The following is a 16,587-nucleotide window of genomic DNA, read 5'->3' on the forward strand; positions in this document are numbered from 1 at the left end:
AAGACACCAGTTTGAGGTCGGTGTCACGTGACATAACGCTAGTATGAATGGATAGTTAAGGCATTAGCTTGGTCACGTTATCACTTATAATTTTCTGTAGTCGATTATTTTCTGCCTGCAATCGTTCATTATCCATCCATAATAGCTGGATTTGGTTAGCTCTAAGATTATTAATTTTTTTTATTTCTTGCTTGCATTCATTAAGCTCCGCACGAAGCTTTTTCACCTCTGATTCTCGTTGCTGATATGCCTCAAGTAACGTTATAGGAGCATTGTCAGTTCGTTGGAGCCCATTTTTTCTCAATGCCTCAAACGCATCATTTAGGTCTTGAAATTCATCAAGATATCGATAAATGGTTGCTCTGCTAACCCCAGCTTCTCGAGCTAAATTAACACTCGTTATTTTGCCATTTGTTTTGGTGGATACGCCTCTGGCTAATACATCCAGTGCATCAATGATAGCCTGATGATTTTTATCTGCCATCATTCCGCCTCTTTTAATTCTTGAACGACACTCTCTAAACTCAGAATTTCAACTTGGAGTTGGTGTTTCTGAAATACAGAGGTCTTCGGGTGCCTGTAAAACTCATGGGCTTGAGTTAACTGAGCTTCCCATAGGGATTTATGGCGTTTTGAAATGCAGGCATTACTACAATTACCTGGTTGACAGAAATTTATTATGGGTTTCTCTATAGATGGGTTTCTTGATGTGCAAATCGCCTTGGTCGGGTCGAAGAAACAAAAATTGAATTTACCTACAAATAAAGCTTTATTTGTGTTTGCCAACCATTTTGCTATCTGTGATGGTGGATAATCCTCGGCCCGTCCACGAAATTCTGCATTGAACTGCGATTTCAGATGGGTGCCAAATTCACCAGCCACCATTCCCTGTGATAGATCCATTGCTAGTTCACCCAAAATATCGACATTCGCAAGAACTTTTTCCTGTTTCAGCAGCTTATTCCACTCAGGTTCTTCACCAGCATATCCCTGGAATATAGCCACCTCAACGTGCTTGTATTGCAGCATGCCAGCAATGACCCCGAATGGTTGCCTAGCTATGAATCTAGCTAATGTTCTACGAAATTGCCTAGCGTTGAACGCCCATGGCTCCGATACGCCAAATTCATTGCACCAATCGGGTATCGGTGGGCGGTCTAGGTTTTTATTACAGTGGTCTCTGAAATTGTTAATTTGGTAAACAATAGCTTCCATCGTATACTCGGAGAAGGTCTTTCCTGTAAATTTTTTATTTACACTAAAGCTGCTGTTTGAACCATCTGTCAGCATTAGGCGTTGATCATTTGCGGCTTCCCTAATTTTTATTGTTAGAGTTTCGATAGTTTTAATGGCAGTGACGACCTCCTCGATGACAACCCATGTATCTTTTCTGCCATTACCTGTATGTTTATGTAAAATAGTATTGATATAGTAGATAGATTGACCATCTACACTAAAATCTTTTATGTAGCATCCTGCGGTCAAGGATAGCAACTCTGTGGTGCGAATACCCGAGTAGGCTAGGATAGTGAGAGTGCATGCTGTGCGCAATTGCTGAAGTTCAACATATAGATCCCCGTATGTCTGTATTGGCTTTTTCAGCCAGCCAGAATTAACGTCCTTCATTAATTTTTTGGCGACTATAGTGAACCGCTTGGTTTTCATGCTCTCGCTTAAATCTAGGTCTGCAATTTCACTATGCCATAAAATGTGCAACTGCTCCCAAGTGTCCAGGATAACATGGCTGTATTCCAACACGTAATCTAATGCTGCACTCATAATGGCGGTGTAGATGGGTTCAGGAATCGACGGTGTCCGATTCTCAGTATCAACCCGATCTTTTTTATTGGTGAACATTTTATTGAATGGTCTATCGAACGGCATGTTGGTGAGCGGCATAGTAATCCGGCTGCTGTACTCCCAAAGGCGATATATGATGCGAAATATATTATATATTCTATCGTCCGTCTTACACTCAACATACATAGTATAATCCAGGTATCGTTCGAGCAGGTTGTTATCAACCTCGTAAAAACCTTGTCGGCCCTGACTTGCACAGTATTTAGAGAAGCTTTTTAGAATGTATAGCTCATTATGTAGAGTTAACCATTCACTTTCTCGGTCATGAGTTGCGACTGCGTTGTATAGTCTGGCATATGCATACTCAGCCATTGCTAATGAGAATCCATATGGATAGCCAGGAACGTCTCGAAAATCCCAGGTCTTATCGGACTCTGATATACCAGGGGTGCTCACGAGCGAGGACATCTTCCATAGTGCATTGCTAAATACGGATTGGGTAGAAACAGCCGTGTCAGGAGAGACAAACCTACTGGTTGTTAGTCCTGCTTCAAGCAGAGAGGCGGTAGGGTTCAGTTTCATTGCAATATTACGTCCTGATATCCAGTGGGATGTAAAAAATCTGCTCCTGAGCTAGACGCTCAGCTTCCTCAATAGCATCGGATGAAAATCGTGGCAGAACATCATGGGTTATTACATGCCAGAGGAACGAAAATTTCCCATTCCAGTCATCTGCGGATAATTCGGTACGGGCCTGTATAATCAGGTCGCGAAGTGCTATTACGCGAGGCAGCACATGGCGTGTAATGATGGCATTGGAGCACGTGAAACAGCCCCATGGTTTATCACATGGCATATTCGGTTGACCACCAGGCCGATTGTAAAAATCCAAGCAGGATGCAAATAATACATCCTGTTCACCTCTGGTAATTTTCCCAGCGGTAGTTATATCCATATCTAAAACTACTGCGATTTTTTCAGGATTGTCATCTGGCACGATCTGAGGACGAGCCAGATGCCTTACTTCATTAAGCGCATCTCTGATAGCCTGCTCATGGATATGCTTGGTTGAATCATTCGCAATATAATCGACGGTCGTAGTAGCTAGCGTATGTGCTGCATCCCTAGTGACTTTGGTCAGTTGTCCATATCTTTTATAGCGGTTGGTGAGATATGTTACACGCCAGCGTCTCATCGATACACGTAGCGGCTGATCATGTTCATCTGCGAGTTCATGTTGGTCACACCAACCACCAACGCAGTTCATCTGAGCCTTGATATAGCCAGGATCCAGTTTTTTAACTGGTTCTCGTCCCTGTCCCTCTACAGTTAGTCCTAGGAATAGATATTTTTGATCCGCCAAGGGGGCATATTTGACTAGTGGTTCTGTGACTTGTAAGAGCACCTGTATCAGCGCCACAGGAGAGAATTGCCCTTCATTATCAATTATTTTCTTATATCTACGTGCAGCACCACGATTTTTCTCATACCAGAGGACAAAGCGCCCATCGTATTCCTGTAAACAGTCTCGAGTCAGATTCAGAATTGATGTTTCATTGCGGCCGGTTTTTTTTGCTAGCAGATTTATAAATGGTATTAGATCGGTTGTGAGGGGGTATAGCAGAGAGTATGTGTCTTTTTTTCTATATGGAACATCATAACATCCCATCATAACATTATTAAATGTGCTGTGGCCGCCAGCAAGTAGCGCTGATCTTTTTAGGTACTCCCCATTCATGACATTGACGATGTACCACAAAATATTGGGCAGTTGCAGCCATGGTCGCTCACTGGGGTCGAGACGCAACATTCGACCAGTCTGCGGGTCGCGTCTATTATTATGCCCTCGTGGATCAGTACCAGTAGTGAGTAGTTGTCTCCCAGTATCGAGCCGAGCCAGCAGTGCTCGTATATCGCTGCGGCAGGCGTGTTCCAGATCGAGGGCCTCACCAGCTGTATATGGCTGTATCCGGTCACTATCGGATTTATAAGCGAAATTTCGAGGGGGGGAGAAATCTGAACGTGCGAGGTCAATAGCCTGTGCCGCCGCGAGTAGCCTGATTAGGTTACCGAAATGCCGACGTGAATGGCTGGATTTAAAACCACTCGAGGTTAATTTGATGTGTGCTCGGTATTCCAATAAAAATTCATACGTGATTTCCATCATTCGGAATTGCTCAGGTAGTTTTTTTTGATCTACGTATTCCAAAAACTCCTTAATGGTTTGGACATAGGTCCAGATTGTGAGGTCACTTGCTATCCGGCTGGGAGAGGTGTGTTCATAGAGTGCAGCAATAAAATCCCGTGCTAATACCTGGTGTGAGGAAATGTTAGTGAGATCTAGATGTGCCCGGTCGCCCAATTCGTTACGTTTATCGAATACTAGGCTGCCTAGGCTGCGGATATTGTTGTTTGTTTGGGGGATTTTTTCGAACTCTACCCTGGACATAACGTCTGCTTGCACCAAGTCAGCCTAAACTGGAATGTAGACTAGCCAAGAAAGTTTTTGCTTTCAATTGTTGTAAGTTATTGATTATTTTACACTTTAATAATTGTCGGAGTCTAAGGGGATTTGATTTTTTCTATCTAAATCAATCATTTGTTGAGGTCTATATTCATAAAGCGAGACATATATAACACTTTATTTTGGTGATTTTTTGGAATTATATACTTAGCATGGCTTAATTAATCTTTGTTTATTCTGCACTATTAATGGGGGTAATTCACTCGCAAATTCTAGGTTAGCACCTCCAGACCGCCACGATTTTGGATACAACACAGTCAAACTGGTTCTAATTACTGCGGTCGAGTGAGCTGCTGTAGGAGGCCCCTTAGATCTGCCTGCAAGTATAAGGGGGAGCACTTAGTGGGGGATAACCTTCGGGTTAGGAATTTTCGTTTTCCCATTTAGTCCAATCCCCCAAAGATTCATCAACCAGAGCCTCAGAGTCCTCTAGGAAGTCGAGGTAAATGTAGGTAGTCGATATGTGGGAGTGCCCTAACAGTTTCTGTAACTCTCTGAGTGGGTCGTTCAAGATCTGTCGATATGCATCGGACCCATTTTCTCGGAGCTCCCTGAGATTTTGGGCCATGCGTTTAATCATGGCATCCAGCTGATAGATAGCGAAGGTGTGACGGCAGCCATGGGGGGTTAGTCGTATACCAGCTCTGTTGGATATAGCAGCAAAGAAACTCTCCACGGTACGGCTAGAGAGAGGGCGCCCTGTTCGTGCTAAAAAGATTTTGCTGGATTGTTTCGGGGACTTTTTGCGCGTGTGGTCAGATTTTGCCCGAGTGAGGATCTCTGCTCTTTCCTCATCACAATAGAATCTGATTGCTCGAACGATTCTTTTTGGAATCCGAACATCGCGGCTTTTTTTGCCCTTCCCAACTACTTTAAGCGTCACACTTCTCAGTCCGGCATAGCATTGGTCATCTGGATCTGGGAGCTGATGAACGTCGAGGTTTAGCGCCTCTGAAATACGTAACCCTGAGACTATCAGGGTATCAATTAAAGCCAGATTCCGTTGAGAGTTCTCGCCGTTGGCTATAAGAGGGCGCCAGATGCGTTGGTAGTTAGTGATGCTGATAAAATTTACTGGTTCTGGAGTGTATTTAGCAGATAAATCAGCAGTTTCTACATGTTTCCCGCCGAACCTAGCCTTCGAATGTCGGTACTTGAATGGAGTGCTATCGATGAACCCGTTATCACGGGCGTATTCATACAAGTGCACAATGGCGCTTTTAGCCACATTCCATGAGCGATCTTTTAGGGCAGGTTGATTCTGGTATTCACCACTGGTTCGGATGGTGTAGTAGAGGTCTAAGTCACATTTTGTTGCCTGTTGCCAAGATTTTCCTTGGGCAGTCATAAACCGAATGAAGATGGAGACCTGATTGGCGTATGTCTTCCAAGTCTGAATACTAGCACGTTGAGGACAGAGTAGGTATTTACAAAAACCGTCGAGTATCTGGTCTGGCAGGCCATTGTCATCCAAAAAAAAGGGCCGACCATTTGGAATTATATTTGTCTTAAGAAGAGCCCTGAACTTGGTTCTTTCTACTGGGGGCAGCTGATCAAAGACGCCCTTATCAAAGTAAAACAGTTCAGCCATCGCTCAGCTCCAGTTGATGAGACTATTGAGACATTCTATCCATGCGGCTTATAAATTCATGTGAACCATTGAAAGGACAATATTCTCTACTATGCAACGAATGAGACAGCTTCATTAATGACGTATAACGACCAGGTTGCCCAGCACGATGCCGTGCTTATGGCCGAGACCAGAGCGGGGCAGAATGGTGGCACACAGACCCGGATCCTGGATGTGAATGGCCAGACCGGTCGGCACCAGGGTGGTATCACCCGGAGCCAGAGTCAGCGGCGCATCCAGCAGTGCGCGCAGATCCATGCCGGCAGAGCCGGGAGTGGCGTAGGCGGGCAGCGGGTACTCGGTACCGATACGGGCATCCAGAATCTTCAGTTCAATTTGTGTAGTCATGAATCGCTTTTTCAGTTGGATCTTGTATTGGCGCCCCTCTTGGCAGGCGGGGTACCGTGAGTCTTGTTCTTTCGGGACGCTCAGTGCCGGTAGTGGCGTGCAATCAGGGCGATCAGGTGACGGGCCAGCGTCAGCTTGTCGGCCAGCGGCAGCGGGGCCTGGCCCCCTTGCCAGAACACGGTCAGGGCGTTGTCATCGGCGTTGAAGCCTTGCCCCTCGCGGGACACATCGTTGGCGGCGATCATGTCCAGCCGCTTACGCTGCAACTTGTCGAGGGCGTATTGTTCCACATCCACGGTTTCGGCGGCAAATCCGACGGTGAAGGGTTTGTCTGAAAGGGCACCGACGGCCGCGATGATGTCGGGATTCTTCACCAGCTTCACCACCATCTGGTCGTTGTCGCTGGTCTTCTTGATCTTCTGGCTGGCCACCTGCTCAGGACGGTAGTCGGCCACGGCCGCGCAGCCGATGAAGAGGTCGCACTCGCCGACCCGGCTCATCACCGCCTGATGCATCTGCTCGGCGCTCTCGACATCGATGCGGGTGACTCCAGCAGGTGTAGCCAGCGTCACCGGGCCGCTCACCAGCGTCACTTCGGCGCCCGCTTCACGGGCAGCGCGAGCGATAGCAAAGCCCATCTTGCCGGAGCTGTGGTTGCTGATGTAGCGGACCGGATCCAGCGCCTCGCGGGTTGGCCCTGCGGTGAGTAGCAGCTTGACGCCTGCCAGCAAGGGCTCGGCGGCCAGCTGCTGACAGCAGCGATCCACCAGTTCGAGGGGATCCAGCATCCGCCCCGGGCCCACATCGCCACAGGCCTGGCTGCCGGCATCCGGCCCCCACAGCAGAATGCCGCGGCTGGCCAGAGTATTGAGGTTGGCCTGGGTGGCGGCGTTGAGATACATCTGCTGGTTCATTGCTGGTGCCAGCGCGATGGGCGCCGGAGTGGCCAGACAGAGGGTGGTCAGCAGTTCGTCGGCCATGCCGGCGGCCATGCGCGCCATCAGGTTGGCGCTGGCGGGGGCGATCAGTACCAGATCGGCCCACTTGGCCAGCTCGATATGGCCCATGCCCGCCTCGGCAGAGGGATCCAGCAGGCTGTAGGCCACCGGATGACCGGAGACCGCCTGCAGGGTCAGCGGGGTGATGAACTCCTTGGCGGAGCGGGTCATCACCACCCGCACTTCGGCGCCCTGATCTTTCAGGCGGCGTACCAGCTCGGCACTCTTGTAGGCGGCGATCCCGCCACTGACACCCAACAGGATGCGTTTATCGGCCAATCTCATCTGCTGTTTCTCTATCCGGCTCATTCTGACTGGTCGGCTAAGATACCACACGCAATGGATGACGACAGGGGTTGGCATCAAGGGGCGTGGTCGGGCGCGCGCAATTTTTTGCTATGTTTTTTCTCAACAGGGATGAGGGAGAGACAAATGAGCATCAAAGAGTGGCCGGAAGATGAACGCCCCAGAGAGAAGCTGCTGCGTCAGGGGCCTGCGGCGCTCTCCGATGCCGAGCTGCTCGCCATTTTTTTGCGCACCGGTGTTAATGGCCTGAGTGCAGTGGATCTTTCACGTAATCTATTGAATCAATTCGGCTCTTTGCGCAGTTTGCTGGGGGCGGATCAACAGGCATTCTGCGAGGCGCACGGCCTTGGCCCGGCCAAATATGCCCAGTTGCAGGCGGTGCTGGAGATGGCCAGACGCCATCTGGCCGAGCAGCTGCAACGGGGCGATGCGCTCACCTCGCCTCAACTGACCCGTGACTATCTGCAGGCCCAGCTGCGGGATCGGCCACGCGAGGTGTTTGCCCTGCTGTTGCTCGACAATCAGCACAGAGTCATTCAATTTGTTGAGCTTTTTTTCGGCACCATCGACTCGGCTAGCGTCTGGCCAAGAGAAATCGTGCAGATCGCGCTCAAACATAATGCAGCCGCGGTGATTCTGGCGCATAATCACCCGTCCGGCGTCGCCGAGCCCAGTAGGGCCGACCGCCAGATCACGGATCGGATCACGGCCGCTTTGGCCCTGATCGATATCAGAGTGCTGGATCACTTGGTGATCGGTGATGGCATCACGGTTTCTTTTGCCGAGCGCGGTTGGCTATAACTGTGCTCTGGCACCGTATTAGTTGATCTTTGATCACGGATGCTGTATAAAATGCCGCCTTCTGTTTGCCCCGCAATCGAAGGCCAGCGGGGCAGATATTTGCTCGAGCAATGAAGTAAGATTTGGAGAGACTGACATGTCTAGAGTATGCCAAGTAACCGGCAAGCGCCCGGCAGTTGGTAACAACCGTTCGCACGCTAACAACGCCACCAAGCGTCGTTTCCTGCCGAACCTGCACACTCACCGTTTCTGGGTTGAGAGTGAAAAACGCTTCGTAAGCCTGCGCGTATCCGCAAAAGGCATGCGTATCATCGACAAGCGTGGCGTTGAAGTGGTTCTGGCTGAACTGCGCGCCAGCGGTGTTAAGGTATAAGGAATTAGATCATGGCTAAAGGTATTCGCGAGAAAATTCGCCTGAACTCCAGCGCCGGTACTGGTCACTTCTATACCACTACCAAAAACAAGCGCACCATGCCCGAAAAAATGGAGATCAAAAAGTTTGATCCCGTTGTTCGTCAGCATGTGATCTACAAGGAAGGCAAAATCAAGTAATTACTTGATGCTGCATTCCCAAAAACCCGGCTTCGTGCCGGGTTTTTTTATGCGCCGAATTCAGTACACTGCCGGTTCAAAGGGAGGCTTGCCATGTTCAAATTGAGCCGCAAAGGCTGGAATAACGTGATCATTGTGGTGGTGCTGATCGTGATCACCCTGTTGCATCGTATGGAGACTGCCCAGCAGGAGAACAGCGCCAAGCGGGCTCGCCCCTTGTTGCCGGATGCGTCTGTGGTGCTCACTTGGCAGGGGCCGAGCTGGCAGATTGAGCGGATCGGTCAGGGCTGGCGCAGCATGCCGGATCTGGGGCTCGACACGGCTCAGCTGGATGCCCGTCTGGCGCGCTGGCAGAGTTGGTTGCTGCCTCCCGGCGAGGTGGTGCGCGGTACCCCGGTGACCATCAAGGTGTGGATTGCCGGCCAGAACGATCCGATCGAGATCGGCCTCTATCAGAACAGCGGTCAGTATGGTGCCCAGCTGCCCTCCGGTCTCTGGCTCACCCTCACTGCCGAGCAGTATCGCGATCTGCTGCGTCCTGCCCCCTGAGTTCCTTTTCCTTGCGAGGTGCCAATGCCTGAATTGCCAGAAGTTGAAGTCAGTCGTCAGGGGATCTCCCCCTGGCTCACCGGTATCAAGGTGACGCGTGTAGTGGTGCGGGATGGCCGCCTGCGCTGGCCGATCCCCGGTGAAATTCAGGAGCTGGTGGATCTCACCATCCATCGTGTGCGTCGCCGTGCCAAATACCTGCTGCTGGAGACCGATTTCGGCACCGCCATCCTTCATCTGGGGATGTCCGGCAGCCTGCGGGTGCTGGATATCGGCACCCCGGCCGAGAAGCACGACCACGTGGATATCGAGCTGGAGAATGGCAAGCTGCTGCGGCTCAACGATCCGCGCCGCTTCGGCGCCCTGCTCTGGACTCGCGAACCGGCCGAAGCCCACGCGTTGCTCGCCAAGCTGGGGCCCGAGCCGCTCACCGATGCCTTCAGTGCTGATTACCTGCGTGAGCGCGCCAAGGGACGCAGCACCGCCATCAAACAGTTCCTGATGGACAATCAGGTGGTGGTCGGGGTGGGCAACATCTACGCGAACGAGGCGCTCTATGCTGCCGGCATTCACCCCAAACGGGCGGCGGGCAATATCAGTGCCGAGCGGCTGGGAACCCTGGTGGCCGAGATCAAGCGGGTGTTGGCCGAGGCGATTCGCCAGGGCGGCACTACCCTCAAGGATTTCACCAGTGCCGATGGCAAACCGGGCTATTTCGTGCAGCAGTTGCAGGTTTATGGCCGTGGCGGTCAGCCCTGTTTCCACTGTCATACCCTGCTGACCGAGACAAGAATGGGCCAGCGCACCACGGTTTTTTGCAGTCATTGCCAGCGCTGAGTGCACTTTTTGCCCCGATCCGGGGGAAGTTGTAACAGCGTATTTCCACTCTGTTGAAGATTTGCACAGCTGTCACTAGTATCCCGACCGTTCAGGCGGTTTGAGAATATAAAAATGACAGTTAAATCAATAGACTGGGAATATTTATCCCGGCAGGAGCGCTATTGCGCAAAATCCATGGCCCGCTTCCTCTACCCCGAGGGATGTGACCGGAAAACCTTCAATCGCGGCAAGTTCGTGCTGCGCAGCCTGCTCTATCGCAAGTCGCTGAGCCGGGTCTTCAGCCTGTTCCAGTGCGACTCGCTCAAGGCGCTGCCAGCTGTCTATCCCGAGCTGCTCGACAAGCCGATGCGCCCCTATCGCTTCGCCTGTGCCAGCGCCCGTGAGCGGGCCGAGATGCTGGAAAATCACTACCGTTTGCTGCTGGAGTGCTACCCGCAGCTGATCGACCCCCTCTATCTGGGCGAGGGGATCGAACTTGGACACTATCCCCAAAGCGGCTGCCGCATTCTGTTGCGTCACGATGGCACCTTCCGCCGCGAGGCCGAGCTGGCGCTCTCTATCGTCAATGGCGAGGGGCAGCGCCTCTACAGCTGCGCCTTTTCGCTGGCGGGTAGAGTGGATCGTTTGATTCTGATGATCGGCTCCATGCAGGGGCCGGAGCCTGCGGTCGACAATGCCCAGGATCGGGTGCGCGAGCTGACCAAAGAGGGGCACGGCCTGCGGCCCAAATCCCTGCTGGTGCAGCTGGTGCTGCAACTGGCGCAGGCCATGGGGGCAGCGGAGGTGCTGGCGGTGCGCAAGCGGGCCCACGTGTTTCAGGCCAAGCGCTACAGCAGCAAGCAGAAAGCCAATTTGCAGGCCGATTATGACGAGCTGTGGCAGGAGTTCGACGCCCGGGATGTGGATGCCAACTTCGTCGCCCTGCAAGCCCAGCCGCGCAAGCCGCTGGAGGAGATCGCCTCCAAGAAGCGGGCCATGTACCGGCGCCGCTACGAGTGGCTCGATCTGCTGGTGCAGGAGATGAATGAGCGGTTTGCCCGTCAGTAACCGGCAAGCAGGCTGACCTCTCCATAACGAGACAGATACAACAAGGGCTACCCGCGGGTAGCCCTTGTTCGTAGTTGCCGTTGGGAATGGCGAGTATGGAAGGAGATCACCCTTTCTGTTTGGCTGCGATGGCCTGGGCCACTACCGGGTCGACAAACTGACGAATGTCGCCACCGTGTAGCGCCACCTCTTTCACCAGTGTGGAGGAGATAAAGGAGTTCTCCTCCGCCGGGGTGAGGAAGACGCTTTCCAGCTCCGGCATCAGGCGGCGGTTCATATTGGCCAGCTGGAACTCGTACTCGAAGTCGGAGACGGCGCGCAGACCACGGATCAGCACGTTGGCCTGATGCTCTTTGGCAAAATCGACCAGCAGCCCGGAGAAGCCCACCACCTTGACGTTGGGAAGCGTGCTAGTCACTTGCTGGACAAGCTGGACACGTTCTGCCAGATCGAACAGCGGGCGCTTGCTCGGGCTTTTGGCGACCCCGACCACCACCTCGTCAAACAGCTTGGCGGCGCGGCCGATGAGATCGGCGTGGCCATTGGTAACGGGATCAAAAGTCCCGGGATAGATCACCCTGGTAGTCATCTTTGCGGTCCTGCAACCTGGAAATTTGGTCGCATTATAAGGTCGTCGCTTGAGAATAGCAGTGCATCAGGCAAGAATACGCCATCGCGCATCAAGCCTCCTTGCATTGGTGACAGGGAGCAAAGGGATTTTTTATGAAACGTATTCTGGTCGTTCGCAATGACAAGATTGGTGACTTCATGCTGGCGTGGCCTAGCTTCTCCATGCTCAAAGGCTCCATGGAGTGTCATGTGACTGCCCTGGTTCCGGCCTACACGGCGCCGCTGGCCCGGCTCTGCCCCTGGATTGACGAGGTGATCATCGATCCGGGCGTGCGGGCCGACAAGGAGCAACAGCGAGCGCTGCTGGCGCGGATCAAGGCGGCGGCGTTCGACGCGTCCATCTGCCTCTTCTCCAACTCCCGCAACGCCATGCTGGTGTGGAAGGCGCACATCCCTTACCGGCTGGCCCCGGCGACCAAGCTGGCGCAGGTGCTCTACAACCAGCGACTGGTGCAACGCCGCTCCCGCTCCCAGAAGCCGGAGTCCGAATACAATCTGGAGCTGATCCGTCGCTTCCTGACCGACCATCAGGTCGCCGTGGTGGAGCCCAAGACTCCCTTCCTCAGTTTCGATGAGGCGAGCCTGCTACAGGTGCGCGAGCAGTTGGCACTCAAGCTCAAGCTCGATGCCAGCCGCCCCTGGCTGATGGTGCATGCCGGTAGCGGCGGTTCAGCCAACAACCTCTCCATCGAGCAGTATGCTCGCATCATCATCAAGCTCAATCAGGCCTGCCCCGAGCTGCAGTGCGTGCTGACCGCAGGCCCGGGCGAGGAGAAGATGGCCGAACAGCTGGCGGCCGAGTTGCTGGCCCACGGTGGCAACGGCTGGATCTACCGCTCCAGCGATGGTCTGCCGACGTTCTGTCAGGTGCTGGCCAATGCAGCCCTGTTTATCGCCGGCAGCACCGGCCCGCTCCATATTGCCGGGGCGCTCGATGTGCCGACCATCGGCTTCTTCCCGATGCGCCGCTCCGCTACTCCGCTGCGCTGGAAGCCCCTCAACAGCGAAGGGCGTCACCTCGCCTTCAGCCCGCCGGAGGATAGCGACCATCCTGAGGATATGAGCCAGCTCGATCCCAAGACCATGGTGCCGGTGATGGCCCGCTGGGCGGCGCCCTTCTGGCGCAAGTAACGTATGCAGCAATGCAAACAGGGCCCCGTGGGGCCCTGTTTCGTATGACGGTTATTCCGGCTGCTGCGGCTGCTGGCGCACCCAGAGGTCTGCGTATTTAACGAAGGTGGAGTGGGCGGAGAGGATCGCCAGCAGCAGCCCCTGCTTGCCGTCGAGGAAGCCCGCTTTGAGCAGGTACATCTTGAGGAAGCAGCCGACCGCGTGGATCAGCCCCTGACTGAGGGAGCCCTTCTTGCCGCGAGCGGTGCGCTGATCGGCCCAGGCGCGGGCATAACCGGCCGATTTCACCAGATAGTGCTCCAGATCCCGATAGGTGAAGTGGAGCAGGTCGCCATGAATGTTGACGATTTTCATGTTGGCCCGCACTTCTACCTTTTCGTGCACCAGCGCCTCGTTGTAGCTGGTGAGCGCCCTGGGATAGAGGCGCAGCACCCGATCCGGATACCAGCCACTGTGGCGGATAAAGCGGCCAAAGACCCAGGAGAGGCGCGGGATCGAGTAGATGGTATCGCTGGCCGGATTGGCCATCACCTCGGTGATGGCGGTTTTCAGCTCGGGGGTGAGCCGCTCGTCGGCATCCAGCCACAACACCCAGTCGGACTGCACATGAGACTGGGCTAGTCGGCGCTGTTTGCCAAAGCCCGGCCACTTGGCGTTGACGAAGAAACGGGCGCCAAATTCGGCGGCGATGGCCGGGGTCTCGTCCTGACTGCCTGAGTCCAGAATGACGATCTCGTCCACCAGTCCGTCGAGGGAGGCGAGGCACTTGCGCAGGTTGTCGGCTTCATTCTTGACGATCAGAACGGCAGCCAGAGTCGGTTTTTTCACGAATGTGGGCTCACGGTTATTGCCCGGCTGGCGGGTCGAATGCGTATTGATGGGCCATTCTAACGGAAAAACGGGTCAAAGAGAGAGCCGCCATTGCCCGTTTCTATCAGCTGTTTGCCTGTCTCTTCACGTCCGGTTGGAAGCGGGGCACCGCTGGAAAAATGGGGTGACGGCAGCGTCTGCCAAGGATCTTCTGTTATTTATCCGACCATTCTTGGGGCATAATCTCGCCCAGTGATGATTAACCGCCGGGCCAGACCCGAGAGAAGACGCGTGATGAAAATATTGGTGATCGGCCCCTCCTGGGTCGGCGATATGGTGATGTCCCAGAGTCTCTACAAGGCGATCAAGGCCAACCATCCGGAGTGTGAACTGCACGTGATGGCCCCCGCCTGGTGCTGCGCCCTGCTGGAGCGGATGCCGGAGGTGGACAAGGCGATCACCATGCCCCTTGGCCACGGTGACTTCAAGCTGGTGGCACGCCGCCGCCTCGGCAAGCAGCTGGCCGCCGAAAAATACGATCAGGCCATCGTCCAGCCCAACTCCATGAAGTCGGCGCTGATCCCCTGGTTTGCCCGCATTCCGGTGCGTACCGGCTGGAAGGGCGAGAGCCGCTACGGCCTGCTCAACGACCTGCGCAGCAACAAGTCCGCCTTCCCGCTGATGGTGGAGGGCTATCTAGCGCTCGCCTATCCCAAGGAGCAGATGAAGAGCCGGGCCGATATTCCGACCATTCCGCATCCGGCGCTCCACGTCGATCTGATAAACCAGAGCAAGGCGCTGGAGCGGCTGGGGCTGGATCGCGCCCGCCCGGTGCTGGTGCTCTGTCCCGGCGCCGAGTTCGGCCCGGCCAAGCGCTGGCCGGAAGGGCACTACGCCGTGGTGGCCCAGCAGCATCTGGACGAGGGGTGGCAGGTGTGGATCTTCGGCTCCAACAAGGATGTGCCGGTGGCCAACACCATCCGGGACCGGGTCAACCTGCTGACTCGCCCCAACTGCCACGTGCTGGCCGGCAAGACCAGCCTGCACGAGGCGATCGATCTGATGGCGCTGGCCAGCCGGGTCATCTCCAACGACTCCGGCCTGATGCACATCGCCGCCGCCCTCAACCGGCCGTTGGTGGGTGTCTATGGCTCCACTTCGCCGCTCTACACCCCGCCGCTGGCGGATCGGGTCGAGATCGTCCACACCGACATCGAGTGTCGCCCCTGCTTCAAGCGCACCTGCAAGTTCGGCCATCTCAAGTGCCTGATCGATCTGGCGCCGGAGCAGGTGGTCGATGCATGCAAGAAGCTGGAGCAGAGCCAGTAAGATGCCCTACCGTCTGCTCTACAACCTGCTGATCCATCTGGGATTGCCGCTGGCGCTGTTGGCCCTCTACAAGCCGAAAAAGGGCAAGCCCGGCTTTGGCGAGCGCTGGGCCGAGCATCTCGGCCGACTGCCCGCCACCGGACAGGATGCACCACTGTGGATCCATGCGGTGAGCGTGGGGGAGACGCTGGCCATCACGCCGCTCATTCGCGCCCTCAAGGCGGAGCGGCCCGATTTGCCGATCCTGCTCACCACCACCACCCGCACCGGCGCCGATCAGGCTGCCAAGCTGGGGGATCTGGTGATCCATCGCTACGCGCCGCTCGACTACCCCTGGGCCATTGCCGCCTTTCTCGACACCTTCAAGCCGCGCGCGCTCTGGGTGATGGAGACCGAGCTGTGGCCCAACTGGCTGGCCGCTTGCGAGGCGCGCCACCTGCCGGTGACCATCATCAACGCCCGTCTTTCCGAGCGATCCTGCCAGCGTTATGCCCGCTTCCACGGCGCCTTCGATGCCCTGAGCCGGCCGCTGACCCATCTGCTCTGCCAGCATCAGGATGACGCCGACCGCTTCGCCCGCCTCGGTATCGAGCGTTCGCGGCTGGCGGTGACCGGCTCTATCAAGTTCGATATCCAGTTTGGTGACGAGGTGCAGGCAAAAGGGCGTGCCCTGCGCCAGCAGCTGGGGGCGGATCGGCCGGTCTGGATCGCCGCCAGCACACATCAGGGTGAGGATGAGCAGGTGCTGGCCGCTTTCGACCTGCTGCTCAAACGTCATCCCGCTGCGCTGCTCATTCTGGTGCCGCGCCACCCCGAGCGGTTCGACCGGGTGGCCGAGCTGTGTGCTCCTTATGGCTGTGTGCGGCGCACTGATGGTACTGCGGTGAGTGCGGAGGATAAGGTCTATCTCGGCGATACCATGGGCGAGCTGCCGCTGATGCTGGCGGCGGCCGATGTGGCCTTTGTCGGCGGTAGTCTGGTGAAGATCGGCGGTCACAACCTGCTGGAGCCGGCAGCCCTCGGCAAGCCCTGCCTTACCGGCCCCGCCTATTTCAACTTCAGCGACATCACCCGCCAGCTGGTGGCTCAGGGGGGCGCCGCCATCGTGGCCGATGCCGCCGAGCTGGGCGAGCGGGTGAGCCAGCTGTTTGCCGACGGCAACGCCCGTCGCGAGATGGGGGAGCAGGCCCGCGCCGTGGTGCTGCGCAATCAGGGAGCGCTGGCGCGTACCCTCTCGCACTGCCTCACTGCGCTGGAGAACGACTGAGTTTCAGTCTTTCATACAGCCCGCT

Annotated in this window: 16 protein-coding genes and 1 pseudogene; 9 read left to right on the top strand and 8 right to left on the bottom strand. The window is 55.0% G+C overall.

Annotated features, from left to right (window positions below):
• Window positions 1-55: 55 nt before the first annotated feature.
• The 6 genes and pseudogenes from OKC43_RS19170 to coaBC all read right to left on the bottom strand — a co-directional run bounded on the left by OKC43_RS19170 (window position 56) and on the right by coaBC (window position 7,585).
• The gene (locus OKC43_RS19170; protein WP_064335083.1) at window positions 56-487 is read right to left on the bottom strand and encodes an HTH domain-containing protein; all 432 of its coding nucleotides are present in this window, start codon (window positions 485-487) and stop codon (window positions 56-58) included.
• Window positions 484-2,382: a hypothetical protein gene (locus OKC43_RS19175; protein WP_270660517.1), complete on the bottom strand. Its 1,899-nt coding sequence runs from the start codon at window positions 2,380-2,382 to the stop codon at window positions 484-486. Before OKC43_RS19175 ends, OKC43_RS19170 begins: the two co-directional genes overlap by 4 nt.
• A 7-nt stretch (window positions 2,383-2,389) precedes the next feature.
• Complete coding sequence (locus OKC43_RS19180; protein ID WP_270660519.1) at window positions 2,390-4,249, bottom strand: hypothetical protein; 1,860 nt, start codon at window positions 4,247-4,249, stop codon at window positions 2,390-2,392.
• Between the two features lie 436 nt (window positions 4,250-4,685).
• On the bottom strand, window positions 4,686-5,915 hold the full coding sequence (locus tag OKC43_RS19185; RefSeq protein WP_270660521.1) for a tyrosine-type recombinase/integrase: 1,230 nt from the start codon (window positions 5,913-5,915) through the stop codon (window positions 4,686-4,688).
• Between the two features lie 129 nt (window positions 5,916-6,044).
• Window positions 6,045-6,302: pseudogene (dut, locus tag OKC43_RS19190) on the bottom strand (dUTP diphosphatase); the annotation flags it as partial.
• A gap of 80 nt (window positions 6,303-6,382) precedes the next feature.
• Window positions 6,383-7,585 carry a bifunctional phosphopantothenoylcysteine decarboxylase/phosphopantothenate--cysteine ligase CoaBC gene (gene coaBC / locus OKC43_RS19195; protein ID WP_236272732.1) on the bottom strand — a complete coding sequence of 401 codons (1,203 nt, stop codon included), beginning with the start codon at window positions 7,583-7,585 and terminating at the stop codon, window positions 6,383-6,385.
• A gap of 147 nt (window positions 7,586-7,732) precedes the next feature.
• On the opposite strand from coaBC, the gene radC reads away from it, so the two are divergent.
• The 6 genes from radC to OKC43_RS19225 all read left to right on the top strand — a co-directional run bounded on the left by radC (window position 7,733) and on the right by OKC43_RS19225 (window position 11,395).
• Window positions 7,733-8,407: a RadC family protein gene (gene radC, locus OKC43_RS19200; protein ID WP_058059080.1), complete on the top strand. Its 675-nt coding sequence runs from the start codon at window positions 7,733-7,735 to the stop codon at window positions 8,405-8,407.
• A 136-nt stretch (window positions 8,408-8,543) separates the two neighbouring features.
• Window positions 8,544-8,780: a 50S ribosomal protein L28 gene (rpmB, locus tag OKC43_RS19205; RefSeq protein ID WP_005307492.1), complete on the top strand. Its 237-nt coding sequence runs from the start codon at window positions 8,544-8,546 to the stop codon at window positions 8,778-8,780.
• 11 nt (window positions 8,781-8,791) lie between these two features.
• Window positions 8,792-8,959, top strand: coding sequence for a 50S ribosomal protein L33 (gene rpmG, locus OKC43_RS19210; RefSeq protein ID WP_005307500.1), 168 nt, complete (start codon window positions 8,792-8,794; stop codon window positions 8,957-8,959).
• A gap of 93 nt (window positions 8,960-9,052) precedes the next feature.
• Entirely contained in the window at window positions 9,053-9,508 is a 456-nt protein-coding gene (locus OKC43_RS19215) for a hypothetical protein (RefSeq protein WP_064339018.1), read from the top strand.
• Between the two features lie 24 nt (window positions 9,509-9,532).
• Entirely contained in the window at window positions 9,533-10,345 is an 813-nt protein-coding gene (gene mutM, locus OKC43_RS19220) for a bifunctional DNA-formamidopyrimidine glycosylase/DNA-(apurinic or apyrimidinic site) lyase (protein ID WP_021231536.1), read from the top strand.
• Window positions 10,346-10,522: 177 nt separating this feature from the next.
• Window positions 10,523-11,395, top strand: a complete 873-nt coding sequence (locus OKC43_RS19225; RefSeq protein WP_236272745.1) for a VirK/YbjX family protein — start codon at window positions 10,523-10,525, stop codon at window positions 11,393-11,395.
• A 106-nt stretch (window positions 11,396-11,501) separates the two neighbouring features.
• On the opposite strand, the gene coaD is transcribed toward OKC43_RS19225, so the two are convergent.
• Window positions 11,502-11,984 (bottom strand): pantetheine-phosphate adenylyltransferase, encoded by a 483-nt coding sequence (gene coaD / locus OKC43_RS19230; RefSeq protein WP_236272733.1) that lies wholly within the window; start codon window positions 11,982-11,984, stop codon window positions 11,502-11,504.
• 134 nt (window positions 11,985-12,118) lie between these two features.
• On the opposite strand from coaD, the gene OKC43_RS19235 reads away from it, so the two are divergent.
• Complete coding sequence (locus OKC43_RS19235) at window positions 12,119-13,156, top strand: glycosyltransferase family 9 protein (protein WP_236272735.1); 1,038 nt, start codon at window positions 12,119-12,121, stop codon at window positions 13,154-13,156.
• A gap of 51 nt (window positions 13,157-13,207) precedes the next feature.
• Here OKC43_RS19235 and OKC43_RS19240 read toward each other — a convergent pair whose 3' ends face one another.
• On the bottom strand, window positions 13,208-13,984 hold the full coding sequence (locus OKC43_RS19240; protein ID WP_236272736.1) for a glycosyltransferase family 2 protein: 777 nt from the start codon (window positions 13,982-13,984) through the stop codon (window positions 13,208-13,210).
• A 276-nt stretch (window positions 13,985-14,260) separates the two neighbouring features.
• Here OKC43_RS19240 and waaF point away from each other — a divergent pair, with 276 nt between their 5' ends.
• Both waaF and waaA read left to right on the top strand, forming a co-directional pair.
• Window positions 14,261-15,295, top strand: a complete 1,035-nt coding sequence (gene waaF, locus OKC43_RS19245; protein ID WP_064335094.1) for a lipopolysaccharide heptosyltransferase II — start codon at window positions 14,261-14,263, stop codon at window positions 15,293-15,295.
• Window position 15,296: 1 nt separating this feature from the next.
• Window positions 15,297-16,562 carry a lipid IV(A) 3-deoxy-D-manno-octulosonic acid transferase gene (waaA, locus tag OKC43_RS19250; protein WP_236272737.1) on the top strand — a complete coding sequence of 422 codons (1,266 nt, stop codon included), beginning with the start codon at window positions 15,297-15,299 and terminating at the stop codon, window positions 16,560-16,562.
• The last annotated feature ends 25 nt before the right edge of the window (window positions 16,563-16,587 follow it).

The sequence above is a fragment of the Aeromonas sp. Y289-2 genome (genome assembly GCF_027705925.1).
GTDB lineage: Bacteria > Pseudomonadota > Gammaproteobacteria > Enterobacterales > Aeromonadaceae > Aeromonas > Aeromonas veronii.